Below are 25,302 nucleotides of genomic sequence, written 5' to 3'. Positions count from 1 at the left end.
TGGCTTTCGCACAAAAGCGAAAGCCAGGTGCCCGGCGTCGTAAGTTTCAAGGCTTTAGAACAAGTGGCCCATCAGGGCGAAGAACGGCTCGTTCAGGTGCGGCACAATCAGCACAATGCCGAGAATGACAGTCAGCACGCAGAAGCCGAAGCACACGTAGGAGCCCCACTTGGCGAGCTGGTTGACGCGGCCGGAATCATCGGCGCTGACGGCCGTGAAGCGGACACCCAGGGAGTACATGGTGACCACGAAACCGGCACTGACCAGCGTGGTGATGGCTACCGTGACAAATCCAAACCAGTCAATCATTTCGTGTCCTTCTTCCCGGTCTCTTCGCCGGCGGTGGCCTTGGGAGCCTCGGCTGCCTTGGCCTTGGGGGTCTCTGCAGCCTTGGGCTTGGGGGGCTGGGCGGCCTTGGTCATGGCCTTCAGGACGGCTGTGTCGGCCTGGTCCAGGGCCGCCTGGGCCTTGGCACGGATGGCTGCGGCCTCGGCGGCGCGCTTGGCGGCCTTGTCGGCAACCTTCTGCGCTGCGCGGGCCTTGGCGGCCAGCTTCTCCCGTTCCTTCTTGCTGGGAATGTGCAGGGCCTCGCCCACGGCGTCAACGTCGCTGATGGCGTTGCTGTGGTCCACGGTTTCGCGCTGCGAGAGGACGAACATGAACAGGATGGCACTCAGGCCCAGCACGGCGACGATGATGATGCCCACGGTTCCTGTGCGGATCAGCAGGGCGGCCAGGCCGCCCACGAGGGCCGCGGCCGGCAGGGTCAGGAGCCAGGCAATGGCGATCTTGCCGATGGCACCCCACCGGACGGTGGAGCCCTTGCGGCCCAGGCCCGAACCAATCACGGAGCCGGAGGCGACGTGCGTGGTGGAGAGGGCAAAGCCCAGGTGGCTGGAGGCGAGGATGGCGGCGGCGGTGCTGGTCTCGGCGGCGAAGCCCTGCGCGGGCTTGACGTCGGTCAGGCCGGAGCCGAGGGTGCGGATAATGCGCCAGCCGCCGGCGTAGGTGCCGCCGGCAATGGCAAGTGCACAGGTGGCGATGACCCAGAAGTGGGGGCCGGTGCCGGCTTCCTGCAGGCCCGAGGCCACCAGGACCAGGGTGATGACACCCATGGTCTTCTGGGCGTCGTTGGTGCCGTGGGCCAGGGCCACGAGCGAGGAGCTGAAGACCTGGCCGCGGCGGAAGCCGCCGCGCTTCTGGGTCAGCTTGTCGCCGGAATCGGGATCAGATCGGCGCGTGATGCTGTACGCCAGCTTGGTGCACAGGAACGCCACGAGGCCGGCAATGGTCGGTGCCAGGATGGCCGGCAGCAAGACCTTGGAGACCACCACGAGGAAGTTCACGGCGCCAAGCGACCAGGTGCCCACGATCGCGGCGCCGATGAGCCCGCCAAACAATGCGTGCGAGGAACTGGACGGCAGGCCCAGCAGCCAGGTGAACAAGTTCCACAGCACCGCGCCCATCAGGCCGGCAAAGATCATCTCCGGCGTGATGGCGACACCGTTGGGCCCGCCCTCGTTGATGATGCCGCCGGAAATGGTCTTGGCCACCTCCGTGGAGAGGAAGGCGCCCACCAGGTTCAGGATCGCGGCAAGCGCAACGGCGGTCTTGGGCTTGATGGCACCGGTGGCAATGGGGGTTGCCATGGCGTTGGCTGTGTCGTGAAAGCCATTCGTAAAGTCAAAGAAGAGGGCCAGCGCTATGACTAGCACGACCATGAAGGTGAGATCCACCCGCGATCCAATCTAGAGGGGGCAAAAAGCAAGATTGCGAAAAGTCTAGTCCGCAGCGGGACCGGGCGGCATGAAATTCCTGCCTTTGCCGAGCCCCGTCGAACACAACCTGTACGATCCTACGACTATTTGCCACCGCATGTTTGCCCGTCCTGCGGCACAGGCCCCGACACTGGGTTAACGCAAGGTTAACGAACGGTGAACGCATCTCCCCGGGTGCGGGAGGGCCCGACGGGCTAGCATGGCAGTGGGCCCCTCCGAGGCCGGTCCGGACCACCAGGATGGCCCGCCGGGGCTCCCGGAAACGGCACCGGCACCGGCCCGCGAAGGCGGGGCGGGCCCGACGTCGAACACGGCCGCCAGGCCCGCGCCGGCAGCACCTGAACCATGAAGGGAAGCAACCCCATGAGCAATGTTGAGAGCAGCCCGCAGGAACTGCTGTGCCCCAGTTCCCCCGCGGAATCCCGGGGCATCGGGCAGGGTTCGGGACTGGGCGGGGCCGAGATCCTGGCGCCGCGGCTGGTCCCGCTGGGCGGCCCGCGAGCCATGACGGTGCGCCGCACGCTCCCCCAGCGCAGCCGTTCCCTGATCGGCGCCTGGTGCTTTGTTGACCACTACGGCCCGGACGATGTGGGGGCCGGTCCGGGCATGGCCGTTCCGCCGCACCCGCACACAGGCCTGCAGACCATCAGCTGGCTGTTCACGGGCGAGATCCGGCATGCCGACAGTGCCGGAAATCACGCCATGGTGCGCCCCGGGGAGCTGAATTTAATGACTGCGGGGCGCGGCATCAGCCACTCCGAATACTCCACGGCGGCCACCAGCACCCTGCACGGCGTCCAGCTGTGGGCGGCCCTGCCGGAGGCGGCACGCTTCACGGAGCCCGGCTTCACCCACTACCGGCCCGAGCCGGCCACCCTCCCGGGCGCCCGGCTGAGCGTATTCATGGGCTCCGTTGCCGAGCAGCACTCCCCCGTGGCGACGTTCACCCCCATGGTGGGTGCCGAATTGGTGCTCGACGCCGGAACCCGCCTCGAGCTGGATCTGGACGCCGGTTTTGAACACGGCTTCCTGGTTGATTCGGGCCGGGTCCAGGTGGCCGGCACCGAAGCGGCGCCGGCCGAGCTGGCCTATCTGGGGACCGGCCGGGATTCGGTGATGCTTGCGGCCGGGGACGAAGCAGTCCGCCTGCTCATGATCGGCGGCGAGCCCCTGAACGAGTCAATCGTGATGTGGTGGAACTTTGTGGGGCGCAGCCACGAGGAAATCGTGGCGTTCAGGGCCACCTGGCAGGCGGCCATCGGGGCGGAGCCGGACGGCGACTTTGGCGGCCTGTCCTCCTTCACCCTGCCCACGGGCCAGCAGGACGCGCCACTTCCGGCCCCCGTGCTGCCCACAGTGCAACTGCGCCCGCGGGCCAACCCGAGCTGAACCATGCGTGACTGTGCAGTTGTTGCCCCCACAATCGAATCAGGGGGCAACAACTGCACAGTCGCGAAGGGGAAATCAGCCCTTGGCGAGGTTTTCGCGCACCCGGGGGGCCACCTCGTTGGCGTACAGCTCGATGCCCTTGAGCATGGAGGCGTGCGGCAGGGTGCCGTGGCTGAACTTCAGGTCGAAGCGGGACAGCCCCAGGGCCTTGGCCACCGTGGTGATCTTGTTCGCCACGGTTTCCGGGGAACCCACCATGAGGGCGCCGCGCGGGCCGGCGGTGGCGTCGAACTCGGCACGGGTGATGGGCGGCCAGCCGCGGTCGCGGCCAATCCGGTTGTGCATGGCGGCGTAGTGCGGCCACAGCTCATCCATGGCCTGCTGGTCGGTCTCGGCAATGTGCCCCGGCGAGTGGACGCCGATGGGCTGTTCCGGCATGCCGAATTCCTTCAGCGCCCGGTGGTACAGCTCGGTGAACGGGGCAAACTGCAGCGGCTCCCCGCCGATGATGGCCAGCATGAGCGGCATGCCGTAGTGGGCCGCGCGCACCACCGATTGCGGGCTGCCGCCCACGGCCACCCAGGACTTCAGGCTGCCCGACTCCGTGTGCGGGTAGACCATCTGGCTGTGCAGAGCCGGGCGGGTGTTGCCGCTCCAGCTCACGGGCCCTTCCTTGCGCAGCTCGTTGAACAGCGCCAGCTTCTCCTCGAACAATTCCTCATAGTTGGCCAGGTCAAAGCCAAACAACGGGAAGGACTCCGTGAAGGATCCCCTGCCCAGGATGACTTCGGCGCGGCCGTTGGAGACGGCGTCGAGCGTTGCGAAGCGCTGGAAGACACGGATGGGGTCATCGGAGCTAAGCACAGTGACGGCCGATCCGAGCCGGATCCGCTTGGTCTGCCCGGCAATGGCGGCCAGCACCATGTCCGGGGCCGAGACGGCGAAATCGTCGCGGTGGTGCTCGCCGATGCCGAAGTAGTCCAGGCCCAGCTCGTCGGCCAGCACGGCCTGTTCGACGACGTCGCGGATGACCTGCGCCGCGGGCTTGGGGGCGCCGTCCTCGCCGAGGGTGATGTCGCCAAAGGTGTCTAGCCCCAGCTCAATGGTGCCGGGTCCGGTGGAGGTGTTGGCCATGGTGCCGTCCTGTCTCGAATGAATATGCGTTTGCATCTACTTGCGGAACAGTGCCCCCGGCGCTTCTATTCCCGGCGGCCGGGCGGGCTACCGGGAAACGAGTGCGGCCTTGCGCCGGTACACGGCCAGGAAGGTGGAAATGCGGCGCACGGCCTCCTCGATGTCACTGACGGAGGGCAGGATCACGAAGCGGAAGTGGTCGGGCGTGGGCCAGTGGAAGGCGGTGCCGTGGCTGACCAGGATCTTCTGTTCCTGCAGCAGGTCGATCACGAACTTCTCGTCGGACTCGATGGGGTACATAGCTGGGTCGAGCTTGACGAACAAGTACATGGCACCGGCGGCGGGCACGCAGGAGACGCCGGGCAGGGCGTTCAGGAGGCCCGAGGCGAGGTCGCGCTGTTCGCGCAGCCGTCCGCCGGGCTTCGTGAGGTCGTTGATGCTCTGGTAGCCGCCCAGCGAGGTCTGGATGGCGTGCTGGGCCGGGACGTTGGCGCACAGGCGCAGCGAGGCCAGCAGCTCCAGACCTTCCTTGAAACCGGCCATGGCTGCACGGGGCCCGGACAGGGCCACCCAGCCGGCGCGGTAGCCGGGCATGCGGTACGCCTTGGACAGGCCGCTGAAGGTGAGGGTGGCGACGTCGTCCGACAATGAGGCGACGTGGATGTGGCTGCGGCCGTCGTAGAGGATCTTCTCGTAGATCTCATCGGAGAAAATGACCAGGTCATGCTTGCGGGCCAGCTCCACAAACGCTTCCAGGATGTGCCGCGGGTACACGGCACCCGTGGGGTTGTTCGGGTTGATGATGACGATGGCCCGGGTCTTGGGGGTGATCTTGGCCTCGACGTCGGCCATGTCGGGCCACCACTCGTTGTCCTCGTCGCACAGGTAGTGCACGGGCACGCCGCCGGTCAGTGTCACCGAGGCGGTCCAGAGCGGGTAGTCGGGTGCCGGGATGAGGACCTCGTCGCCGTTTTCAAGGAACGCCTGCAACGTCATGGAGATGAGTTCGCTGACGCCGTTGCCCACGAAGATGTCCTCGACCCCGATCGTCATCAGGCCCTTGGTCTGGTAGTACTGCGAGATGGCGGTGCGGGCGGAGAAGATGCCCTTGGAGTCGCTGTAGCCCTGGGCGCCACGCAGGTGGTGGATCATGTCCACCACAATGGATTCGGGCGCCTCGAGGCCGAACGGGGCGGTGTCGCCCAGGTTCATGCGCAGGATCCGGTGTCCCTCCGCCTCCATTTTTTGGGCCGCATGCAGGATGGGGCCTCGGAGTTCATAGCGGACGTTTGCCAGTTTGGATGAGTGTTGCATGGGGCGCATGCATTCCATCTTCACACATGCGCCCCGCAAGCCCGGGCCGCGTCCACATTCCGGCCGCGGCCCCGCCACCCCTAGATCCGCCGCTGGTACTGGCTGAAGGCCCGGGTGGCCAGCCAGGTCATGGCCACCGCAAGGACAGCGAGCAGCCCCAGGTGGCCCCACACGGCAGACCAGTCCGGCGCCTGCGCCATGGCGCCCCGGCCGGCCACCACGGCCCATTCGAAGGGGTTGAACGTCGCCACCTGGCGCACCCAGCCGGGTGACAGCGAGGTGTCCATGATGGCCGAGCTCAGGAACATCAGCGGGAAGGAGATGACCTGGGAGATGGCGATGAGCGCCGTCTGGGCCCGGGCCAGCAGGGCCACCGCGTTGGAGAACGCCGCAAACACGAACGTCAGTAGCACGGCGGACAGGAGAAGGACGGCGATTCCGGCCGCGCCGCCGTCGAATCTTGCGCCCGCCAGCCAGGCCACGCCCAGCACCACAAGGGTCTGCAGGATGGTCAGCACGGCCTGGTGGAGCATGGTTGCGACAATCATGGCGCCGCGGCTGGTGGGCGAGGCCAGGAACCTGTCCATGACGCCACGCTCCATGTCCTGGATGTACGTGGTCCCGGCCCAGGCACTGCCGAACAGCGCCATCATCATGACGATGCCGGGCGTGAGGAACACCAGGTAATTACTCCCTCCACCGAAGCCCGGGATGTCCACCACCGACTTGAACAGCTGGCCGAACAGCAACAGCCAGATGATGGGCTGCACCAGGTTCATCACGAGGTAGGCCGGCATGCGCCCGAACGCGCGCAGCTGCCGGCCCGTCAGCACGGCCGTGTGCGTGAGGGCTGCGGGGGCGCTCATGCCGCCACCTCGCCTTCGGCATTGCTGCGCTCGCCTTCGGCGTAGCTGCGGCCGGTGTGGCGCAGGTAGACGTCGTCCAGGCTGGGGCGCGAGACCGTGGCCGAGGCCACAGCGATGCCCGCCGCGTCCAGGCGCGAGAGCAGCACAGGCAAAACCGCACCGCCCGAGTCTGCCCGGCCGCGCAGGAACCGCCCATCGGTGATGACGTCGCGGAGAAGTCCGACGGCGGCCAGCACCTCCCGCGCCCGTCCCAACTGGGGCTCGGCCCCGGCAAGCTCCACGGCCACCGCGTCCCCATGGAGCGCATCCTTCAGTTCGCCCGGGGTGCCCTCAACCACGATCCGGCCTTGGTCAACGATGGCCAGGCGCTTGCCGAGCCTGTCGGCCTCCTCCAGGTAGTGGGTTGTCAGCAGGACAGTCATTTCCTCGGCGCGGGCCATCTCCTCCAGTTCGGCCCACATGTCGGCGCGGGCCTCGGGGTCCAGGCCGGTGGTTGGCTCGTCAAGGAACAGGACCTGGGGCCTGTGCATGAGGCCGATTGCCACGTCGAGCTTGCGGGCCATGCCGCCGGAGTAGCCCTTGACGAGCCGGCCGGCGTCGTCGGTGAGCGAGAAGCGCTCCAGCAGTTCCAGCGCCCGGGCCCTGGCGTCCCGTGCGCCCAGGCCCTGCAGCCTGCCGGCGAGGACCAGGTTCTCCATGCCAGTGTCCATGGGGTCGGAAACGGGACGCTGGGCAACAAATCCAATGGCCTGACGAACGCGCCCGGGGTGCAGGCGCACGTCGTGGCCCGCCACGGCTGCCGTGCCGGAGTCGGCCGTGGACAGCGTGGAGAGGATTTTTGCGGTGGTGGACTTGCCGGCGCCGTTGGGGCCCAGCAGGCCAAAGATGGTTCCGGCCTCAACCGAGAAGCTGAGCCCGTCCAGGGCCTTGATGCGTGCCGCTCCCCGCGCTCCGGGGTAGCTCTTGACGAGTCCCGCGGCTTCAATGGCGGGCCGCGCGCCCGTGCCTTCCGGGAGTCGGAATGTGGGGCCTGCGTTCTTGCGCAATGCGCCCCGTGGTGCTGTGTTTGCCATGGCTGGCTCCTTGTGTGGGAGCCTCCTGCGCCGGGGCCGCTGCAGTAAACTGTGGGTGTGCCTTGAGTTCGCTGGTGCGAATCCCCGTGGTGGGAGACTCAATGGTTGTTGCTGGCGGTCCGGATGCTCGAACATCCGGGCCGCCATTTTCACTTCGCCGCGGTTGCGGCAAATCTTTTGGGCGGACTACTCCCCCTTGGCCCTGCCGCTGCCGGGGTGCTGGGCACGGCCGCCGTCGGCCGGGAACAGCATGCGCGCCAGCACCAGCATGAACACGGCCAGGCCGGCCAGCAGTGCAAGCCACGACCAGGCGAAGCCCACCGTCAGGCTGAGCAGCGCGAACACGGCGAAGGCCGTGATCCAGATGACGGCCGTGTAGATGCCGAACCGTGCGGCGGCTACGGGGTCCTGGGTGAAGCGATCCTGGGCCTGGTAGTCGCGCGCCACGGAGCGCACCCACGCCTTCTTCCTGTTGGTTTGGGACATGCCCAGCCAGATGAAGCCGACTGCGGAACCCAGCACCACAAAGATGCCCGCGGCCAGCATGCCTGCCCCAGCGCTCGCAGCCAGGGCGCACAGCGCGAGCCCGACGACGGCGGACGCGGCCGATGCCCCGTAGCCCAGGGCCCGGCGGCGCGGCAGGGGGTGGTTTTGGCTGGTTTCCTGCTGAAGGCTCCATGCCGTGGCAATCCCGGCGGCAAGTGCCGCGGCAAAGGCTGCCAAGACGGCCGTGCCGGCGGCCCCTCCCCCGCTCAAGGCCAGGACAAAGAGCACCAGCGACGCCAGTGCAGCCAGGGAAAGGATCAGGATGCCCAGGACAAAGCCGGGGCGCGGGGCCACCTTGTTCAGGGCCGCGGCGGCAAGGTGACCGGCCGCTGCCGCGGCAGGATCGAAGGCGGGAGCTGGGGACGCCGGCCCGCCAGGCCCGCCGTGGCCCGCATCCGCGAACTCGGCAATAACTCCGTCAAGGTCCCCGAGTTCCTCAAAGGCCCTGCGCGACGCCTGCTCGGCCGTCAACCCCTGCTCCCCCAGTTCGGCAATCCGCACCAGAAGGTTGGAACGGATTTCCTCCTTCAGGTCCTGCAGCTCGGGGTTCATGGCCGCGCCGTCGAAGGCCTGGTCCAGCAGGCGGTGGATGCTTGAATTCTCGGCGTTGCTCATGGCGTGCCGCCTTTCACGTTCAGGAGCGTGTTGATGATGTTTGCCGTGGCTGTCCATGACCGGACGTTGTTGTTGTAGACGGCCCGGCCGGCGTCCGTGATGCGGTAATACTTGCGTCGGCCGCCCTGGGTCTCGTCACCCCAGCTCGCCTCGACCAGCCCGTCCTTGACCAGCCTGCGGTAGGTGGCGTAGAGCGTGGCTTCCTTGATCTCGTACAGGCCGCCGGTGGCATCACGGATGGCCTTGTAGATCTCCAGGCCGTAGCGCTCCGCATCCCGCAGCACGCCCAGCACAATGGTGTCCGTGTGCCCGCGCAGCAGGTCCGCGGCAAAAGGTTCGGGCTGCGGCGGGCCGGCGTCTGGGTTGTTGACCATGAAAAGTACTATACCTGATCAACTACTATGCGCGGAATAGCTTCAGGACACGAAAATGGCCCGCGTCAGGGACTTTCTGCGAGCGCCCCATGTCAGGCAGCTCGGCGCTCCCCAACACGGCAGACTTTAGCCCTGGAGGACGCTGAGCACATTCCCCGCCGGATCCTTGAACCAGGCGATGAGCGGGCCGCCGCCGCGGAAAATGCCCTTGGCGTCGGTTTCCATCGGCGTGCCTTCGTAGCGCTCAGGCACGACGCCGGCCGCGGCCAGTGCGTCCACCGCACCTTCCACGTCGGCCACGGGAAAGTTCAGGACGGTGAAGGAGGCGGGCTGGTGCGCCGCCCCCTTGGGGTAGACCAGGACACTGCCCCCGGAGGGCAGGTGGAGCCTGAGCATGCCGTCGGCCTCCGTCACCTTCATGCCAAGGGTTCCTGCGTAGAACTCGCGGGCGGGTCCAAGCTCGTCCACGGAGAATCCACTGAATGCCGCGCTGTTTCCAAGCATGCCAATCCACTCCCTTTGCATTTTGTCGCCACCACGGCCCACTCTAGCCGCGGGGCGGCAACGCGAACAGGGCAGGATGGGGCCATGTCATGGCAGGGGCAGGAGCTGCTCCTTGACCTGCTTGCGCAGGATCTTGCCCAGCATGGAGCGCGGCATGTCGGCAATGGCAACGATCCGCACGGGCACCTTGTAGCCGGCCAACTGCCCCTTGCAGAAGGCCCGCAGGGCGGCCTGGTCCAGTTCGGCGCCCGGAGCCAGCTGCACGGCCGCGACCACCATTTCCCCGCCGCGCTCGGACGGCGCGCCGAAGACGGCAGCGTCTGCCACCGTGCCGTGCTGGCGCAGCACGGCCTCAACCTCTGACGGCGAGACATTGAAGCCGCCCGTGATGATGAGTTCCTTGGCCCGGTCAACGATGGTCGTGAACCCGTCGGTGTCGACCGTGACAATGTCGCCGGTGCGCAGCCATCCGCCGTCGGCGAGGGTCTTGGCCGTCTCTTCCGGGTTGTTCCAGTAGCCCTGGAACACCTGCGGCCCCTTGATGAGCAGCTCCCCCGGTTCACCCTGGGCAACCTCCCTGGCGGGGTCGCCGCCGTCGGCCACGAGCATGAGCGTTGACGGAAACGGGACGCCGATGGTTCCCGTGCGCCGGCTCGGGCGGAAGGGGTTGCCCAGGGCCACGGGAGAGGACTCGGTCATGCCGTAGCCCTCCACGAGCAGCCCGCCGGAAACGGACTCCCACAGTTCCACCACATGGTCGGGCAGGTTCATGGCCCCGGAGATGCAGTACTTGCATGAGCGCAGGGACACGCCCTTCTCCTTGGCTGCGAGCGCAGTCCGTTCGTAGATGGGCGGGACGGCACAGAACACCGTGGCGGGCGACTTCTTCATGGCGGCCAGCACCAGCTCGGCGTCGAACTTGGGGAAGAGCACCAGCAGCCCCTGCTTCTTGATGCCGAATGTCAGGTACAGGGTCATGCCGAAGGCGTGGAACATGGGCAGCACGGCGTACAGGACCTCCTGGCGCTGCTGCGCCCCGTGCATCCACGCCTCGCCCTGGAGGGCGTTCGCGTACAGGTTGAAGTGGCTCAGCATGGCGCCCTTGGGACGCCCCGTGGTGCCGGAGGTGTAGCCAATGACGGCCAGGTCGTCCACGCCGGGGCGCGGGTGCGCGGCGTCGATGCGGCCGGTGGCGAGCAGTTCGCGCCAGGGCATGGCGCCGGGCGCCGGGGCGGAAAGTGCGTCGCGGGATTCGCGCAGCTTCTTCACCGGCAGGTTCAGGGCCAGTCGCTTGACAGCGGGAAATTCGCGCAGGAGGTCGACAGCAACAATGGCTTCCGGGGCAACGCCACCCGTGAAGCCCTGCAGCGCCGGAACGGTCTTGTTCCAGGCAATGGCAACGCGTGCCCCGTGGTCCTCGAACTGGTGTTGCAGCTCATTGGCCGTGTAGAGGGGGTTGTGTTCGACCACCACGGCGCCCAGGCGCAGCACGGCATAGAAGGCGACCACGTGCTGGGGACAGTTGGGCAGGATCAGGGCCACCCTGTCCCCCGCGCCGACCCCGAGCCGGCGAAGCCCCTCGGCGGCGCGTTCCACCTGTTCCCCAAGCCCGCTGTAGCTGGTGCGGCGGCCGAAGAACTCCATGGCTGGATGCGCGCCGCCTTCGCGGACGGAGCGCTCAAACATGTCAACGAGCGACTCCGTGGGCAGCTCAATGTCCGCCGGCACGCCCGGCTGGTAGTTAGCGGTCCACGGGGCCTGGGGCGCGCCGGCGCCACCGCCCGTGCGGGGCGTGGCCTGGTTGTTCATGCTGGGGTCCTGAGGGGCGTTGTTCGGCATGGCTCCATCTTGCCGCCAGCGCCGCGCGGCTGTCGAATGGCCCCGCCGGCCCCCGCCTGGACGGGCCAATTGTCAATTAGAACGTATGTTCGAGCAAGGGTGGACGGGCCTGCCTGACGTGGCTACGGTGGAAGGACGGGCAGCCGCACCACAGTGGGCCACCCGGTGCCGGGAACCAAGACTTTCCGGCAGTGCAGGCAGTGCACCACGCACATGCGCAGCACGTACAACCAAGAGGAGGAACCATGGGTTTCATCGGATGGATTGTTTTGGGCTTGATCGTCGGAGCCATCGTCAAGGCCATCATGCCGGGCCGGGTGGGCGGGGGCTGGATCACCAGCCTGGTCCTGGGCGTTGTCGGGGCGATCGTGGGCGGATGGATTGGCAACCTGCTCTTCAGCAACGGTGACATGAGGTTCTGGAACCTCGGCTCCTGGCTGCTGGCCATCGTGGGCGGCCTGGTGGTTGCCGGCGTCTATGGTGCCATCACGGGCCGCAACAAGACGGCGGCGTAGCCCGGGCGGCCATGGTCTCCCCCGCCGGCCCGGAACCGGCCCCGCCCGGAACCGCGGCCGGCAAGGCCGGTGCGCCGGCACCTGATGACGGCCGCAAGCCCGCCGGGCCCACGGAACTTCCGGCACGATCCTTCAAGTACCTTGTCCGGCGGGCCATCAACAGCTTCAGTGCCAATGGAAGCACTGACATGGCAGCCTCCCTGACCTACTACGGGGTGCTGTCGCTCTTCCCCGCAGTGCTGGCCCTGGTTTCCATCCTGGGCCTGGTGGGGCAGGCGCAGCAAACTTCGGCCCTGCTCGTTGACATGGTGGGCCGGCTCGCAGATGAGAAGGTCGCCGAAGCGCTTCAGGGCCCCATCCAGCAGCTGGCCGGCTCGCGCGCTGCAGGCTGGACATTTGCCCTGGGCCTTGCCACGGCCCTGTGGTCCGCGTCCGGCTATGTCGGCGCGTTTAGCCGCTCCCTGAACCGCATTTACGGAATTGACGAGGGCCGGCCGGTGTGGAAGCTGCGCCCGGCACTGCTGCTGGTGACCCTGGCGGCCGTTCTGATGGTCGCCTCCATGGCCCTGATGTTGCTGCTCTCCGGCCCGGTGGCCCGCGCAGTGGGCGAGGCCGTGGGCATCGGGGATTCAGCCATCAGGGCCTGGGACATTGCCAAGTGGCCAGTGCTTGCCGTGCTGGCAATCCTGCTCATAGCCATGCTTTACTACTTCACCCCCAACGTCAGGCAGCCGCGGTTCCGCTGGGTCAGCGTTGGTGCCGCACTGGCGCTGCTGGCCATCGTGGCCGCCTCGGCGGGATTCGGCTTGTATGTGGCCAACTTCGGCAAGTATGAGAAGACCTACGGAACCATCGCAGGCATGGTCGTGCTGCTGCTGTGGATGTGGATCATGAACGTCATGCTCCTGCTTGGGGCGCACGTTGACGCCGAACTGGAACGGGCGCGGGAGCTGCAGGCCGGGATCAAGGCAGAGAAACAGCTGCAACTGCCGCCCCGTGACAGCACGGCCAGCGTGAAGCGGCTGGGCAAGCAGGAGGTGCTCATTGCACAGGGGCGCCGGCTGCGCCGAGAACTGCAGCCTGACGGCACCGGGTCCTTGGACACGTCGCCCGAGATGAATGCGCTCTGGTGGATGGCCGGAATCGCCCTGGCAGCCGCTGCCGGCGCAGCCCTCCGCACCAGGCGCCGGAAACGCTGAGGCAAACTTTTCACGGCCAGGAAAAGCACCGCGGCGCACTGCCCGACGCAGGGCAGCCCACCCGGATTTGCGGGGCTTTTGCCCTGTTGGATTTCTCACAAAGCACCCTTTTCCAGCCCCCTTAGCACACACCCCCGTGGCCCGGGACCCCAACAAAAATTGCTAAGATGAGAAGTCGGCCCAGTCCCCATGACGGACTGCTGCCACCCCCACTCAATCCCTGCAAGGAGAACTGCGCCTCAATGACATCCGTGGCCACTGAATCACTGCGTGACCAGCTCTGGAACCGCCGTTACGACGAGAACATTGCACCCATCACCGAGCTGTGCGACACCCTGGCCGAAGCCCGGCCCGAGCAGCAGGTTGCCTATGTTGATCCCGTCCACGACGTCGATGAGACCCGGATCATCAGCCTTTTCTCCAATGTCGGCGAAATTGATTCCTCGGGCTTTGTCACCGCCGGCGACGAGCAGGCAGCCACCCGCCTCCTGGGCATCCACTGGCAGCTGGGGCTCAAGCCCAGCTACGTCATGCCGTGGAACGTCCACCCCTGGTTCACCCCGGGTGCGCCCAACGGCCGCCTGACAGCACCCCAGATCGAGCAGGGCCTGCGCCCCCTGGTGAAGTTCCTGACCCTGGTCCCGCGCGCCTCGGCCCTGGTGGCACACGGCACCGAGGCACACCGCCTGGCCGACCAGCTCCTGAAGGCACAGGGCCCCATGCTCTACAAGCGCGGCTTCGGCATCTACAAGGTCCGTTCACTCTCCGGCCGCAGCTTTGCCGGCTCGCCCGAGCGCCAGGAGCAGTGGCTGCTGGAATCGGCCAAGGCCTACGCCGAGTCAATGACCCGCAACGGCATCCCCGTCAAGGGCCGCTGACCTTTCAGCATTCCCCATCTGACCCGCAATGGTGGTCGAAAATGACGCGATTTTCGCGTTTTTTCAGCCACTGCTGCGGGTCAGTTTGTTTTATGGGCCGACGGCGGCTGCCCTCCCCCAGGCACGGCCAACCTTTCGCGCGACTGCCGAGGCGAGTAGCATTCTCCACGTCGTTAGGAGTGCACCATGCGTGCGGGCGGACTGGCCGTCATGATCGCCGGCCTTGCGGGCGTCACGTGGTTTGCCTTTGAACTCATGCCGCAGGTCCTTGGCTTCGAGGACACCGACAACCCCGCAGTGAGCCTGGACTATCTGGGCCGGCATCCGCAGTACTACGCGTTTGCGGGGATTTCACTTTTCATCATGGCAATGGCCCTTGTGGTGGCAAGCTTTGCCGTCTCGGATGCGCTTGCACCACGGTCCAGCAGCCTCACACGCCGCGTGTTGAGCGCCCTGGGGCTTTTCACGGCGGCGTTTTTCTTCATGCATGGGGTGCTGCGCGAGTCGGTGGGGCCCATGCTCTACCTCGGCGGCCTCAACAGCGGGTGGGGAGAGTCGGCCTACCTCTCCATCCAGATGGTGGGGATCCACGGATTCGCCCAGGCGGGCATCATGATGTTCTGTGTCTGGGCGGTGGGAATCTGCGCCGCCGGCGCACGATCCCGCGCACTCCCCCTCTGGCTGTGCATTCTGGGTGTGTTCCCCGCGCTCCGTGTCGTGATACTCCTGGCAGGTCCCATCATGGTGGCACCAACGAACGGATCGGAGACGGGAACCGACGCGCTGCCTGAGATCCTCTGGTTGGGCTCCATCGCACTGATCCCCCTGGCAATGCTCTGGTGGCTATGCCTGGGCGCCGTTCTCTTGGCCGGGCACCGCACCAAGGGCGCCGCCCGCTGAGCGTGAAGCAGCCAGGACAATCCATGGCAGGCAGAGTCGCGGTGGGATAGGCTCGCCGCATGAGGGACAGTCCCGCACTGATGGGGGCACGGCGACGCCCATCGCGAACCCGGCCCCTGCTGGCGGCCGCCTTGTTTGCGGCGGCGTTGTCCCTGGCCGCCTGCAAACCCGCACCTCCCACGCCTGGGCCAGGACCTGCCCAAAGCGCATCTGCGCAAGGCACGCCGGCAGCCACGGCAGGCGGAACGAGGGTTGTGGCGGACGCGCTCGCCGCCCCGTGGTCCCTAGTCCCCCTGGCCGACGGCACCTTCCTGGTCAGTGAACGGGATTCGGGCCGCATCCTGGAGGTGGCGGCCGACGGGACAAAAAGAACGGTGGGCGAGGTGGCCGGCGTCGTGCACAGGGGCGAGGGCGGATTGCTGGGATTGGCTGTGCACCTGGGCAGCTGCACAGGGAATCCAACGCCGGATCCGGACACGGGCTGCCTGGACGTCTATGCCTACTTCACCTCCGACGGCGACAACCGGATTGTGCGCATGCCGTTGCTGGGCGCGGCCGGGGCCAGGAGCCTGGGGCAGGCCGCGGTCATCCTGGACGGGATCGCCAAGGCGGGCAACCACAACGGCGGAAGGCTGGCCTTTGGCCCCGACGGCATGCTGTATGCCACGGCGGGCGACGCCGGGAACGGCAGCTCGGCACAGGATCCGGCCTCCCCCAACGGCAAGATCCTGCGGCTGAAGCCCGACGGCGGCATCCCTGCGGACAACCCGTTCCCCAACAGCCCCGTCTGGTCGATGGGGCACAGAAACGTCCAAGGCATTGCGTGGGACAGCCAGGGGCGCATGTGGGCCAGCGAGTTTGGCCAGAACACCTGGGACGAACTCAACGAGATCAAGGCCGGCAACAACTACGGCTGGCCCGTGGTCGAAGGCATCGGCACCGATTCACGCTTCACCAATCCCGTGCTGCAATGGCCCACGGACGAGGCCAGCCCCAGCGGCATCGCCATCGACGGCACAACGCTCTACATGGCAGCCCTCCGCGGGGAACGGCTCTGGGTCATCGACCTGGCCGGAACGCCCAAGGCCGAGGCGAGGCTGCTGGGCGAGTTGGGCCGGCTCCGCGACGTGGCGTTAACGCCGGACGGCCGCCTGCTGGTCCTGACGAACAACACAGACGGCCGCGGCACCCCAAGGCAGGGCGACGACAAGATCGTGGAAGTGCCGGCGGGCTGACGAGCCGGAATTCCGGTGATCGAGCTTGTCGAGACCCGGGTCTCGACAAGCTCGACCACCGGACACAAGCTCGACCACCGGGGACAAGCTCGACCACCGGAGGTGAAGCTACACGCTTGCCAGGGCCAGGTGCGGCTCCACGAGTTCGGCGTAGCGTGCCTTGACGGTGTCGATGACGTCCGCGTAGGGCAGGCCCCAGATGTCCTCGTTGAAGATCTCCACCTCGACCACGCCGTTGTAGCCTGCCTCGGCAACCCAGGCGCCGATGGACGCGAAGTCAATGACGCCGTCGCCCATGAAACCGCGGGACAGCAGCGCGTCTGTGGCGATGGGCAGGTTGAAGTCGCACACCTGGTAGGAGGCGATGCGGCCCTCGGCGCCGGCGCGGGCAATCTGCTCCTGCAGCTGCGGGTCCCACCACACGTGGAAGGTGTCCACCACGACGCCCACGGCCTCGACCGGGTGCGGCGCTGCCAAGTCCAGGGCCTGGCCCAGGGTCGAGAGCACGGCGCGGTCGGCGGCGTACATGGGGTGCAGCGGTTCCAACACCAGGCGCACGCCGTGTTCCAGGGCGAAGGGCACCAGTTCGGCGAGCCGCTCGGCGACCCTCCGGCGTGCGGCAACCAGGTCCTTGCCGCCGACGACGGCGGCAGCCTGGCCGCCGCCGTCGACGGCTCCGGGGGCCACGCTGAAGTCGGGCAGGCCGCCCACCACCATGATGATCTCTGTGGTGCCCAGGGCCTTCGCCTCCAGGATGGCGGCCTTGTTGTCGGCCAGGGCCGCAGCCTGGCCGGCAACGTCGGCTGCGGTCAGGAAGCCGCCGCGGCACAGGCTGGACACCTGCAGGCCGGATTCACGCACCAACCCAACCGCGGTTTCCAGTCCCACCTCGGCCACCTTGTCGCGCCACAGGCCAATGTGTGAAAGTCCCGCGGCCACGCTCAGTTCAAGGGCCTCGGCGAGTGAGGCCTTCTTGATGGTTGCCGTGTTGATGGACAGCTTCGCAAAGGTGCTCATGCGTTGGCCCCTTCCAGCACTGTGGATTCCACGCCAGCGGTGTTCAGGAAACCCGCCATACGGGTGGCGGCCAGCTCCGGGTTCAGCAGCAGGCCCGCCGTGTTGGCCAGGCGGAACAACTTGACCAGGTGGTTGAGGTCGCGCCCCGCCTGCAGGCCGCCAATCATCTGGAAGCCCGCCTGGTGGCCGTTGAGCCAGGCCAGGAACGCGATTCCGGTCTTGTAGTAGTACGTGGGTGCCTCGAAGATGTGCAGGCCCAGGTCCCGGGTGGAATCCAGGATGGCACGCGCCTTGGCGGGCTGGCCGGCGTCGTACGCCTGCAGCGCCGTGGACGCCGCCGGTGCAATCGCGGCAAAAATGCCCAGCAGCGCATCCGAGTGGTGCGTGCCGTCGCCGTCAATGAGCTCCGGGTAGTTGAAGTCGTCGCCGGTGTACAGGCGCACGCCCTCGGGAAGTGAGGCCCGCAGCGCTACTTCGTGTCCGGCGTCGAGCAGTGAGACCTTCACGCCGTCCACCTTTGCGGCATGCGTGTCAATGAGCTGCTGGAACGTGGCCGTTGCGGCGGCAACGTCGTCGCTGCCCCAGTAGCCGGCCAGGGCGGGGTCGAACATGGTGCCGAGCCAGTGCAGGACCACCGGTTCCTTGACCTCGGTCAGCAGGGTGCCATAGAGGGCCAGGTAGTCGGCCGGGCCGGAGGCAACCTTGGCCAGGGCGCGCGAGGCCATGATGATGACCTTGGCGCCGGAGGCATCGACCACGGCGATCTGCTCGCGGTAGGCGGCCAGCACTGCTGCCAGGCCGGCCTCGCCGGGCTCCACGGTGGCCGGATCCAGCTGGTCGGTGCCGGCGCCGCAGGCCAGGAGGTCGCGCACGGTGCGCTCCGGGGAAGCGAAACGGGCTGCCTCGGCGGCGGAGCGGTTGATGAGCTGCTGGGTTGCGGCCCAGTCCAGGCCCATGCCGCGCTGCGCTGTGTCCATGGCGTCGGCAATGCCCACGCCCCAGCTCCACAGCTCGCGGCGGAAGGCCAGGGTGGCATCCCAGTCGATGTCGGCCGGCGCGCCGGGAACGTTGTTGCCCAGAACCCTTGGCGTCACGTGTGCGGCCGCGTAGACCTTGCGCGAGGTGATCAGGGCCGTGGGCTTGTGCCAGGGTCCGGCCGGGTTCAGTGACAGGGCCTCAAGGCTGCCGTCCGGCAGCGGGAGGGTGATGGAAGTGGTCATCTCTAGAGCTCGATTTCCGGGATGTCCAGGGTGCGGCGCTCGGCGGAGGACTGCAGGCCCAGTTCGGCGAGCTGCACGCCGCGTGCTGCGGACAGCAGGCCGAAGCGGTGTTCGCGGCCGGCCATGACGTCGCGCAGGAATTCTTCCCACTGCAGCTTGAAGCCGTTGTCCAAGTCGGCGTTGGCGGGAACTTCCTGCCACTGGGCGCGGAAGGATTCGGTGACGGGCAAATCCGGGTTCCAAACGGGCTTGGGGGTGTGGGCGCGCTGCTGGGCCACGCACTTGTTCAGGCCGGCCACGGCGGAACCGTGGGTGCCGTCGATCTGGAATTCCACGAGTTCGTCGCGGTAGACGCGCACGGCCCAGGAGGAGTTGATCTGGCCGATCACGGCGTCGCCCTGCGGGGTCTCCAGTTCGAAGATGCCGTACGCGGCGTCGTCGGCGGTTGCCACATACTCGTTGCCCTGCTCGTCCCAGCGGGCCGGGATGTGGGTTGCGGTCTTGGCGTTGACGGTCTTTACCTTGCCGATGATGCCCTCAAGGACGTAGTTCCAGTGGCAGAACATGTCGGTGGTCATGCCGCCGCCGTCTTCCTTGCGGTAGTTCCAGGACGGGCGCTGGGCGGCCTGGTGCTCGCCTTCGAAGACCCAGTAGCCGAATTCGCCGCGGATGGACAGAATGCGGCCAAAGAAGCCCTCGTCCACCAAGCGGCGCAGCTTGACCAGGCCGGGCAGGTACAGCTTGTCGTGGACAACGCCCGCCGTGATGCCGGCTTCCTGGCCGATGCGTGCCAGCTCGATGGCCTCTTCCAGGGTTTCGGCCGTGGGCTTTTCGGTGAAGATGTGCTTGCCGTTGGCCATGGCCTTCTTCAGGGTGGCGGCGCGCAGGCTTGTCATGGAGGCGTCAAAGACGACGTCGACAGTGGGGTCGGCGATGATCGCGTCCAGGTCGGTGGTCCAGTGCTCAACGTTGTGCAGCTCGGCAAGCTCGCGGACCTTCTCGGCGTTGCGGCCAACCAGGATGGGCTCGATGGCAATCTTGGTGCCGTCTTCCAGGGTCAGGCCGGAGTCACGCAGCGGCAGGATGGAACGCAGCAGGTGCTGGCGGTAGCCCATGCGGCCGGTGATGCCGTTCATGGCAATGCGGATGACCTTCTTCTTGCCGGCGCCTTCGCCTGCAGGGGTGGTCTGTGCGGCAGTCTGCTCGCTGGTGGCTGTCATCGTCACGGTTTTCTCCGAAGGTGGTGTGGGGGCATTCACCGGAATGCCCGGCGTGGCCTGAAGTTTGGAAAGCGCTTTCCAATATATGCTGAAGTCACCACGGGGTCAAGGACCATTTTCATGGCAGGATTTTCCCGGCCAGTGTCTGCCCGGACCCGCCCCACTCGAGAAAGAGCCACCGTGCCCGTCAAGCTCACCGAAGTGGCCCGCCTCGCCGGCGTGTCGCTCGCCACCGCCTCCCGGGTGCTCAACGGCTCCAGCCGCACGCCCGCCGCCGGCATTGCCGAGCGCGTCAAGGCCGCGGCCGAGGAGCTGGGCTATGTGGCCAACGCCCAGGCGCAGGCGCTGGCACGCTCCACCACGGGACTGGTGGGCCTGGTGGTCCACGACATTGCCGACCCCTACTTTTCCGCGATTGCCCACGGCGTCCAGCAGGCTGCCCTGGACTCCAGGCACCAGGTGCTGCTGGCAGGCACGGACCTGGGCGGCGACGGCGACTCCTCCGCGGATGCGGAGCTGGCGGCCGTCAATGCCTTCATCTCCTACCGCACCGACGCCATCATCCTGGCCGCCTCCCGGCTCCTTGCGGAGGATCCTCGCCTGGCCAAGGCGCTGGCCCGCTACATGGACAACGGCGGCCGCGTGGTGACCCTGGGCGATTCGGAAATTCCCGGGGCACGGGCCGTCCAGGTGGACAACCTGGACGGCGCCTCGGCACTTGTCACCGCCCTGATCGAATCCGGCATAGACCGTTTTGCCATTCTCGCCGGACCGCACGAGCGCAACACGGCCCGCATCCGCGTTGCAGGCTTCACCCGTGCGCTGTCGGCGGCGGGCCTGGCGCCCGAGTCCGTGGTGCACGGCGCCTTCACCAGCCGGGGCGGCAACGAGGCCACGCTCGAACTCCTGGATTCCCTGGGGGTTTCCGCCGGCGCCGGGGACGGCGCCGCACCCCTGTGCATCCTGGCCGCGAACGACGTCATGGCTTTGGGCGCCATGACGGCCCTGCGGACCCGCGGGCTGAACATCCCCGGCGACGTGCAGGTTGCCGGCTTCGATGACATCCCCACCCTGCGGGACCACTCCCCCGCCTTGACCACCTACCGGCTGCCGCTGGAGGAGATTGGGCGCCTCGCGGCCGGGCTCGCCCTGGCGCCGGACGCCGCCGGCCATGCCTCCGTCACGGGCACCGTGGTGCTGCGCGAAAGCGCGGGCCAGGCGCGTGGGGCATAATCGCAGCATGAGCCTTGAGGAGAACCCCGGCGCCAACATGTCCGCAAGCGAGGCGTGGAAGTTCCTGGAACACACCCACTTCGGCCGGCTGGCCCTGAGCGTGGGCAATGCCCCGGACATCTTCCCCATCAACTACCTGGCCCACGCGGGCAAACTGCTCCTGCGCACCAACCCGGGCACCAAGCTGGCCGAATTGACTGTCAACAGCACGGTGGCCTTCGAGATTGACGGCCTGGCCGAAACCGAGGCGTGGAGCGTGGTCCTGAAGGGCACCGCCCGCGTGCTTGAATCCCAGACGGAGATCGACGCCGCCAACTTGCTTCCGCTCACGCCGTGGCTGCCTACGCTGAAGTACACGTTCGTGGAAATCACCCCCACAAGTGTCCGCGGCATCCGCTTCCCCCTCGGCACCGAACCCGAACGATACTGACGCGCACAGGGAGGCGCCGGCGGGGTGCCAGGAAAACACCTCGCCGGCGGCCCGGCCGGGGGTGGGATAGGGGCCGCCCCGGGGGGGCCCCGGGCGGCGGCCATCAAACCCCCCCCGCCGGCGCCCGGCCAGTGTGAGGAATCGGCGGCTACCAGCGGTGGGCCACGTCAACGACGATCCGGGTGGTGTCGCCCGGGCCGTTCAGGAAGAAAACCCTGAAGGGCAGCCTGGCCCTGACGCCCAACCCGATGTGCGTGTAGCCTTCGTAGCTGCCGGCCATGGCCACCTGGCGGAAGGTTGCAAAGCCTGCGGTGTTGACCAGCTCATTCCTGTTGGCCGGTGAATAGGTGGCCAAGCCGGTTGCCTGGTCGTAGGCCGGAGCCAGGACCACAACCTGCAAATCGGCGCCACCCCGGAGCGGCACTGGCAATCCGCTGCCCGGCTGGGAAACCGATGAAACGTACTTGACGCTGAAGCCGTTGGCATGGCCCCGAAGGTCAATGACCATGCGGTCAAAGCACGCGTGCTGGCCCGCACGAACATTGGTGACGGAAGCACCGGTGAGACTGCCGGACGCCTTGGCCAGTGAGCCCCACGTGATGCCGCAATACGGCGCGGCCTGGGCCGGCGCCGGGCCGACAATGAGGAAAGCGGCGAGCAGCCCCGCAACTGCCAGAAATGTCTTAAAGATTTTCATTGGAAACACCCTCTTTGGGAACCGTTAACACCCTGATGCAAGGTGATATAAAGCTAGATCCGCAGCCCGCTGCAATGCACGGGGTGCAGGCAAAAATCGGCCCAACCGTTACGGCCGTTACCAACGGGCCGGCAAAAGTTACGCATGTTTCAGCTGCCGTGCAATCGTGACCTGGGGAACGTCCCGGACACGGGCGCAACCCCATCGTCACCGGACGGCGGGCCCTTGACCTGCGCCCGGATTCGGCCTGCAATTGAGTAAGGCCGCATTCGACGGCGGCTGGACACAAGCGTCCGTGCGTCCTGCCCGGGCCGTGCCGCGGGAGGTGCAAAAGATGGTGTTCCTGGTCCTGGCAGTGCTCGTGGCCGCCGTGGCCGCTGCCACCGTGTGGCTCGCCGCCACTCGCCCCCGCCGTGAAAACGATCCCGACGCAGCCTTCTGGTACGCCTTCACAGGCTTGTGCGTGCTGCTGCCCCTGGTGCTGGTCCCCGCAACAGCCAACAAGGCCGAATCCCTGTGGCTGCTTGCCGTGGCAGCCACGTCGGCACTGGCCACCCACCGCCTGGCGCACCGCAGCAGGATCTTGGCCGAGGCGGAGCACAGGCGCGCCGTGGCCGCCGGCGCACTGGCCGCCGTCACCGAGGCGCACAGGACACTGCTGGCGCGTTGGGGCCGCTACGAGCTGGACCCGGCCGCGTCGATTGACTTCCCGGCCATGACCGACGTCCGGGTGCCGGAAACACAGGCACTCATCCGGGCCGTCACGGCCGCGGCCGCCACGCAGCGGGACGCGATGCTGGGCGTCGGCCCGGACGACGGCGTGGCAGGCTACCGCCGTTCCGTCGCCGAGCTTGCCGCGGCGCTGGAGACGGCCGAACGCGCGGCCGGAAGCACCCCCGGCGCCTGGCGCTGAGGCGCGGGCCGCCCGTCAGGGTTTCTTGGTGCTGTTCCCCTGGCCCGGGCTGGCCGATTCCTGGTTGCCCTGCCCGGGGTTCCCCGTGGCCGTTGCTTCCGGCGCGGCGGTGGGCTGCGCCGAGGGCACCGGCTGGGCTTCTTGGGTGGCCGGTGCCTGCTGCTGGGGCGCCGGCTCGGCCTCGGGTGCCACATAGTCGCCGGCCTTGGGGTCGTTGTCCCCAACCACCAGGGGTGCGGTGCGGGCCAGCATGGATGCCGGCGGCTGGGCAAACGGCGTGCCCGTGTAGGCGGGGTTGGCGTTGGCGGCGTTCATGACGCCAGCCCACTGGGTGCCGGCAATGTTGGCGCCGTCCACGCCGGCGTAGTACCGGCCGTTGATGGTGATGTCCTGGTTGTACCATTCCGGCCCGGTGCCCTGGTAGCTGCCAAACCAGGCAGCCGTGACGATGCCGCTCGTGCCGCCGATGGTCCAGGTGTCTGTGTTTCCGTCGGTGGTGCCGGTCTTGGCGAAGGCATTGGACTTGTCATCGAGCGGGATGTTCCAGCCCGAGCCCTTCACCAGCACGCTCTGCAGTGCATAGGTGGTGCCCGCGGCCACCTCCTCGCTGATGGTCCGCTGGCAGTTGGCCGACGGGACCGGGTACTTGTTGCCGGAGGCGTCAGTCACGGAGACCAGGGCCACGGGTTCGCAACGGGTGCCGCCGCTGGCAAAGGTGGCAAAGGCCGTCGCCATGTCCAGGGGCGCCACATTCTGGGTGCCGATCAGGTTGGCGATGCTATCCAGGGCGTAGGGCTTGTTGGTCAGGCCGTCCTTCACCCCGGCGGCTGTTGCCATCTTCTGGATGTTGCAAAAGTCCAGCGCCGCGGCCGTCTGGAACGTGACGGTGTTGATGGAGTTGTACAACCCCTCATAGGCGCTCATGGGGTAGTAGTGGTTGGGGTCGTCGTTGGGCAGCAGCGTGGTCCCCGAAGCGGGGTCGTAGTTGCCAGTGGTTGAACCGCAGCTGTTCTGCCAGGCGAATCCGGCCGGGTATTGGCGCACGGCCCCGTTGATCGTGGTCATCATGGAGTGCCCGCTGTTGAGCCACTCGGCAAACACGAACGGCTTGAACGTGGATCCAATGGGGAAGCCGCCGGCGCCATGCAGGGGCTCCCCGTTGGCGTCGTTGACAGGCAGCGCAAAGTTGCCCATGTAGTTTCCCGGCGCCGTGGCGGGGTCGTAGACAGTGTTTTGGGCCATGGCCAGGACCTTGCCGGTTCCCGGCTGGACACTGACAACGGCGGCACCGCGCTGGAGCGGGTCAGTGGCCGACATGGCGGCCGTGGCCTGTTCCTGGGCCACCTTCTGGAGCGCAGGGTCCAGGGTGGTCTGGATGGTCAGGCCGCCCTGGTACAGGAACTTGGTGCGTTCCTCCGGGGTGGCCCCGAAAGCCTTGTCGTTGAGGATGAGCTGCTGGACATAGTCACAGAAGTACGGGGCCGTTGCTGCGGCAGCACAGCCCTGGGCCGTCTTGGTCACGTGCAGCTCCAGCGGCGCCTTGACGGCGGCGTCGTACTCGTCCTTCTTGATGGAGCCGTGTTCAAGCATCTTGGACAGCACACTGTTGCGCCGATCCAGGGCGTTGTCGGGCTGGGTGATGGGGTCGTAATAGGCGGGCCGGTTGACCACGCCCGCCAGCACGGCGGCCTGGGGCAGCGTGAGGTCCTTGGCGGAGGTGCCGAAGTAGAGCTTGGCGGCGGCCTCGATGCCGTAGGCGCCGTTGCCGAAGTAAATGATGTTCAGGTAGCCGGCCAGGATGTCATCCTTGGACATCTTTTTTTCCAGCCCGATCGCCATCTGGATTTCCCGCACCTTGTCGGCCATGGTCTTCTCGGCGCCGAGCTTGGCCTCGTCGCCCTTGCCGTCGGCCACGAGCTGTTCAATCAGCATGTTGTTGACGTATTGCTGGGTGATGGTGGAGGCGCCCTGGCGGCCGCCCTGCAGCGTGGCCACGAGGGCGCGCGCAATGCCGGCGAGGTCCACTCCGCCATGCTCGTAGAACCTCGCGTCCTCAATGGCCACAATTCCGTTGCGGATGTAGGGCGACATGTTCTCCAGGTCAACCACCTGGCGGTCCTGGGCGTAGAGCGTGGCAAGGGTTGATCCGTCCGAGGCCAGCACCTTCGTGGCCTGGGCCGGGGGCTTGAAGTCCAGGCCCGAGGGGACCACGGACAGGAAGTCGTCGGCCCCCGAAACGGCGGCCATGGCCACAGCCCCGGCGGGTACAAAGAGGGTGGCGACCAGAACGCCCACCACAGCACAAATGCCGAACAGCCGGGCCAGGCCGGCCACGGCCCCGCGGCCTTCCGCGCCGCCGCGCCGTTGCTTTACCGTTCCCTTGGCCATGTGCCGTGTTCCCCTCGCTTGCCTG

General features: G+C 67.3%; 24 protein-coding genes. 9 read left to right on the top strand and 15 right to left on the bottom strand.

Translation table 11 applies throughout. The features are described 5' to 3' along the window. Window positions 1–54: 54 nt before the first annotated feature. Both PCK14_RS15155 and PCK14_RS15150 read right to left on the bottom strand, forming a co-directional pair. Window positions 55–309, bottom strand: coding sequence for a hypothetical protein (locus PCK14_RS15155; protein ID WP_269939341.1), 255 nt, complete (start codon window positions 307–309; stop codon window positions 55–57). Continuing rightward, window positions 306–1,736: an inorganic phosphate transporter gene (locus PCK14_RS15150; RefSeq protein ID WP_269939340.1), complete on the bottom strand. Its 1,431-nt coding sequence runs from the start codon at window positions 1,734–1,736 to the stop codon at window positions 306–308. The genes PCK14_RS15155 and PCK14_RS15150 overlap by 4 nt, the downstream gene beginning before the upstream one ends. Before the next feature lie 405 nt (window positions 1,737–2,141). On the opposite strand from PCK14_RS15150, the gene PCK14_RS15145 reads away from it, so the two are divergent. Further along, the gene (locus PCK14_RS15145) at window positions 2,142–3,167 is read left to right on the top strand and encodes a pirin family protein (protein ID WP_269939339.1); all 1,026 of its coding nucleotides are present in this window, start codon (window positions 2,142–2,144) and stop codon (window positions 3,165–3,167) included. Between the two features lie 75 nt (window positions 3,168–3,242). Here the strand turns inward: PCK14_RS15145 and PCK14_RS15140 are convergent, their stop codons facing one another. The 8 genes from PCK14_RS15140 to PCK14_RS15105 all read right to left on the bottom strand — a co-directional run bounded on the left by PCK14_RS15140 (window position 3,243) and on the right by PCK14_RS15105 (window position 11,402). Beyond that, window positions 3,243–4,301 (bottom strand): LLM class flavin-dependent oxidoreductase, encoded by a 1,059-nt coding sequence (locus PCK14_RS15140; RefSeq protein ID WP_269939338.1) that lies wholly within the window; start codon window positions 4,299–4,301, stop codon window positions 3,243–3,245. Between the two features lie 87 nt (window positions 4,302–4,388). Next, on the bottom strand, window positions 4,389–5,624 hold the full coding sequence (locus tag PCK14_RS15135; protein ID WP_269939337.1) for a pyridoxal phosphate-dependent aminotransferase: 1,236 nt from the start codon (window positions 5,622–5,624) through the stop codon (window positions 4,389–4,391). 71 nt (window positions 5,625–5,695) lie between these two features. Then, window positions 5,696–6,481 (bottom strand): ABC transporter permease, encoded by a 786-nt coding sequence (locus tag PCK14_RS15130; protein WP_269939336.1) that lies wholly within the window; start codon window positions 6,479–6,481, stop codon window positions 5,696–5,698. Beyond that, window positions 6,478–7,554: an ATP-binding cassette domain-containing protein gene (locus PCK14_RS15125; RefSeq protein ID WP_269939335.1), complete on the bottom strand. Its 1,077-nt coding sequence runs from the start codon at window positions 7,552–7,554 to the stop codon at window positions 6,478–6,480. The genes PCK14_RS15130 and PCK14_RS15125 overlap by 4 nt, the downstream gene beginning before the upstream one ends. Before the next feature lie 186 nt (window positions 7,555–7,740). Then, on the bottom strand, window positions 7,741–8,715 hold the full coding sequence (locus tag PCK14_RS15120) for a permease prefix domain 1-containing protein (RefSeq protein ID WP_269939334.1): 975 nt from the start codon (window positions 8,713–8,715) through the stop codon (window positions 7,741–7,743). Next, the gene (locus PCK14_RS15115; RefSeq protein ID WP_269939333.1) at window positions 8,712–9,089 is read right to left on the bottom strand and encodes a PadR family transcriptional regulator; all 378 of its coding nucleotides are present in this window, start codon (window positions 9,087–9,089) and stop codon (window positions 8,712–8,714) included. Before PCK14_RS15115 ends, PCK14_RS15120 begins: the two co-directional genes overlap by 4 nt. Before the next feature lie 126 nt (window positions 9,090–9,215). After that, window positions 9,216–9,593 carry a VOC family protein gene (locus PCK14_RS15110; protein ID WP_269939332.1) on the bottom strand — a complete coding sequence of 126 codons (378 nt, stop codon included), beginning with the start codon at window positions 9,591–9,593 and terminating at the stop codon, window positions 9,216–9,218. Between the two features lie 87 nt (window positions 9,594–9,680). After that, window positions 9,681–11,402 carry a long-chain-fatty-acid--CoA ligase gene (locus PCK14_RS15105; RefSeq protein WP_269939347.1) on the bottom strand — a complete coding sequence of 574 codons (1,722 nt, stop codon included), beginning with the start codon at window positions 11,400–11,402 and terminating at the stop codon, window positions 9,681–9,683. Window positions 11,403–11,677: 275 nt separating this feature from the next. Here PCK14_RS15105 and PCK14_RS15100 point away from each other — a divergent pair, with 275 nt between their 5' ends. The 5 genes from PCK14_RS15100 (at window position 11,678) to PCK14_RS15080 (ending at window position 16,159) form a co-directional block, all read left to right on the top strand. Then, window positions 11,678–11,947, top strand: a complete 270-nt coding sequence (locus PCK14_RS15100; protein ID WP_269939331.1) for a GlsB/YeaQ/YmgE family stress response membrane protein — start codon at window positions 11,678–11,680, stop codon at window positions 11,945–11,947. An 11-nt stretch (window positions 11,948–11,958) separates the two neighbouring features. Next, window positions 11,959–13,146 carry a YihY/virulence factor BrkB family protein gene (locus tag PCK14_RS15095; protein WP_269939330.1) on the top strand — a complete coding sequence of 396 codons (1,188 nt, stop codon included), beginning with the start codon at window positions 11,959–11,961 and terminating at the stop codon, window positions 13,144–13,146. 242 nt (window positions 13,147–13,388) lie between these two features. Further along, a complete protein-coding gene (locus PCK14_RS15090) occupies window positions 13,389–14,024 on the top strand; it encodes a uracil-DNA glycosylase (RefSeq protein WP_269939329.1) in 636 nt (211 codons plus the stop codon). 186 nt (window positions 14,025–14,210) lie between these two features. Beyond that, entirely contained in the window at window positions 14,211–14,924 is a 714-nt protein-coding gene (locus PCK14_RS15085) for a hypothetical protein (protein WP_269939328.1), read from the top strand. A 254-nt stretch (window positions 14,925–15,178) separates the two neighbouring features. Next, the gene (locus tag PCK14_RS15080) at window positions 15,179–16,159 is read left to right on the top strand and encodes a PQQ-dependent sugar dehydrogenase (protein ID WP_269939327.1); all 981 of its coding nucleotides are present in this window, start codon (window positions 15,179–15,181) and stop codon (window positions 16,157–16,159) included. 108 nt (window positions 16,160–16,267) lie between these two features. Here the strand turns inward: PCK14_RS15080 and PCK14_RS15075 are convergent, their stop codons facing one another. Genes PCK14_RS15075 through PCK14_RS15065 form a run of 3 tightly spaced genes read right to left on the bottom strand, consistent with a single transcriptional unit; the run spans window position 16,268 to window position 19,532 of the window. Then, window positions 16,268–17,176 carry a sugar phosphate isomerase/epimerase family protein gene (locus PCK14_RS15075; RefSeq protein WP_269939326.1) on the bottom strand — a complete coding sequence of 303 codons (909 nt, stop codon included), beginning with the start codon at window positions 17,174–17,176 and terminating at the stop codon, window positions 16,268–16,270. Next, complete coding sequence (locus PCK14_RS15070; protein ID WP_269939325.1) at window positions 17,173–18,396, bottom strand: dihydrodipicolinate synthase family protein; 1,224 nt, start codon at window positions 18,394–18,396, stop codon at window positions 17,173–17,175. The genes PCK14_RS15075 and PCK14_RS15070 overlap by 4 nt, the downstream gene beginning before the upstream one ends. Before the next feature lie 2 nt (window positions 18,397–18,398). Next, complete coding sequence (locus PCK14_RS15065) at window positions 18,399–19,532, bottom strand: Gfo/Idh/MocA family protein (RefSeq protein ID WP_269939346.1); 1,134 nt, start codon at window positions 19,530–19,532, stop codon at window positions 18,399–18,401. Window positions 19,533–19,796: 264 nt separating this feature from the next. Here PCK14_RS15065 and PCK14_RS15060 point away from each other — a divergent pair, with 264 nt between their 5' ends. Both PCK14_RS15060 and PCK14_RS15055 read left to right on the top strand, forming a co-directional pair. Continuing rightward, window positions 19,797–20,849 carry a LacI family DNA-binding transcriptional regulator gene (locus tag PCK14_RS15060; RefSeq protein ID WP_269939324.1) on the top strand — a complete coding sequence of 351 codons (1,053 nt, stop codon included), beginning with the start codon at window positions 19,797–19,799 and terminating at the stop codon, window positions 20,847–20,849. 7 nt (window positions 20,850–20,856) lie between these two features. Continuing rightward, a complete protein-coding gene (locus PCK14_RS15055) occupies window positions 20,857–21,279 on the top strand; it encodes a pyridoxamine 5'-phosphate oxidase family protein (protein WP_269939323.1) in 423 nt (140 codons plus the stop codon). 148 nt (window positions 21,280–21,427) lie between these two features. Here PCK14_RS15055 and PCK14_RS15050 read toward each other — a convergent pair whose 3' ends face one another. Next, window positions 21,428–21,976 carry an AMIN-like domain-containing (lipo)protein gene (locus PCK14_RS15050; protein WP_269939322.1) on the bottom strand — a complete coding sequence of 183 codons (549 nt, stop codon included), beginning with the start codon at window positions 21,974–21,976 and terminating at the stop codon, window positions 21,428–21,430. A 253-nt stretch (window positions 21,977–22,229) separates the two neighbouring features. Here PCK14_RS15050 and PCK14_RS15045 point away from each other — a divergent pair, with 253 nt between their 5' ends. Continuing rightward, on the top strand, window positions 22,230–22,889 hold the full coding sequence (locus PCK14_RS15045; protein ID WP_269939321.1) for a hypothetical protein: 660 nt from the start codon (window positions 22,230–22,232) through the stop codon (window positions 22,887–22,889). Between the two features lie 15 nt (window positions 22,890–22,904). Here PCK14_RS15045 and PCK14_RS15040 read toward each other — a convergent pair whose 3' ends face one another. Continuing rightward, a complete protein-coding gene (locus tag PCK14_RS15040; RefSeq protein WP_269939320.1) occupies window positions 22,905–25,277 on the bottom strand; it encodes a transglycosylase domain-containing protein in 2,373 nt (790 codons plus the stop codon). Between the last annotated feature and the right edge of the window lie 25 nt (window positions 25,278–25,302).

This window comes from Arthrobacter sp. HY1533, assembly GCF_027568515.1.
GTDB lineage: Bacteria > Actinomycetota > Actinomycetes > Actinomycetales > Micrococcaceae > Specibacter.
The sequence above is the reverse complement of the archived record's forward strand: the minus strand, read 5'-3'. Positions and strand labels throughout refer to the sequence as shown.

Excerpts from the sequence above, each read along its gene's own strand:
- PCK14_RS15155 (WP_269939341.1), bottom strand. The coding sequence starts at position 309 with ATGATTGACTGGTTTGGATTTGTCACGGTAGCCATCACCACGCTGGTC.
- PCK14_RS15145 (WP_269939339.1), top strand. The coding sequence starts at position 2,142 with ATGAGCAATGTTGAGAGCAGCCCGCAGGAACTGCTGTGCCCCAGTTCC.
- PCK14_RS15140 (WP_269939338.1), bottom strand. The coding sequence starts at position 4,301 with ATGGCCAACACCTCCACCGGACCCGGCACCATTGAGCTGGGGCTAGAC.
- PCK14_RS15135 (WP_269939337.1), bottom strand. The coding sequence starts at position 5,624 with ATGCGCCCCATGCAACACTCATCCAAACTGGCAAACGTCCGCTATGAA.
- PCK14_RS15130 (WP_269939336.1), bottom strand. The coding sequence starts at position 6,481 with ATGAGCGCCCCCGCAGCCCTCACGCACACGGCCGTGCTGACGGGCCGG.
- PCK14_RS15125 (WP_269939335.1), bottom strand. The coding sequence starts at position 7,554 with ATGGCAAACACAGCACCACGGGGCGCATTGCGCAAGAACGCAGGCCCC.
- PCK14_RS15120 (WP_269939334.1), bottom strand. The coding sequence starts at position 8,715 with ATGAGCAACGCCGAGAATTCAAGCATCCACCGCCTGCTGGACCAGGCC.
- PCK14_RS15115 (WP_269939333.1), bottom strand. The coding sequence starts at position 9,089 with ATGGTCAACAACCCAGACGCCGGCCCGCCGCAGCCCGAACCTTTTGCC.
- PCK14_RS15110 (WP_269939332.1), bottom strand. The coding sequence starts at position 9,593 with ATGCTTGGAAACAGCGCGGCATTCAGTGGATTCTCCGTGGACGAGCTT.
- PCK14_RS15105 (WP_269939347.1), bottom strand. The coding sequence starts at position 11,402 with ATGAACAACCAGGCCACGCCCCGCACGGGCGGTGGCGCCGGCGCGCCC.
- PCK14_RS15100 (WP_269939331.1), top strand. The coding sequence starts at position 11,678 with ATGGGTTTCATCGGATGGATTGTTTTGGGCTTGATCGTCGGAGCCATC.
- PCK14_RS15095 (WP_269939330.1), top strand. The coding sequence starts at position 11,959 with ATGGTCTCCCCCGCCGGCCCGGAACCGGCCCCGCCCGGAACCGCGGCC.
- PCK14_RS15090 (WP_269939329.1), top strand. The coding sequence starts at position 13,389 with ATGACATCCGTGGCCACTGAATCACTGCGTGACCAGCTCTGGAACCGC.
- PCK14_RS15085 (WP_269939328.1), top strand. The coding sequence starts at position 14,211 with ATGCGTGCGGGCGGACTGGCCGTCATGATCGCCGGCCTTGCGGGCGTC.
- PCK14_RS15075 (WP_269939326.1), bottom strand. The coding sequence starts at position 17,176 with ATGAGCACCTTTGCGAAGCTGTCCATCAACACGGCAACCATCAAGAAG.
- PCK14_RS15070 (WP_269939325.1), bottom strand. The coding sequence starts at position 18,396 with ATGACCACTTCCATCACCCTCCCGCTGCCGGACGGCAGCCTTGAGGCC.
- PCK14_RS15065 (WP_269939346.1), bottom strand. The coding sequence starts at position 19,532 with ATGAACGGCATCACCGGCCGCATGGGCTACCGCCAGCACCTGCTGCGT.
- PCK14_RS15055 (WP_269939323.1), top strand. The coding sequence starts at position 20,857 with ATGAGCCTTGAGGAGAACCCCGGCGCCAACATGTCCGCAAGCGAGGCG.
- PCK14_RS15050 (WP_269939322.1), bottom strand. The coding sequence starts at position 21,976 with ATGAAAATCTTTAAGACATTTCTGGCAGTTGCGGGGCTGCTCGCCGCT.
- PCK14_RS15040 (WP_269939320.1), bottom strand. The coding sequence starts at position 25,277 with ATGGCCAAGGGAACGGTAAAGCAACGGCGCGGCGGCGCGGAAGGCCGC.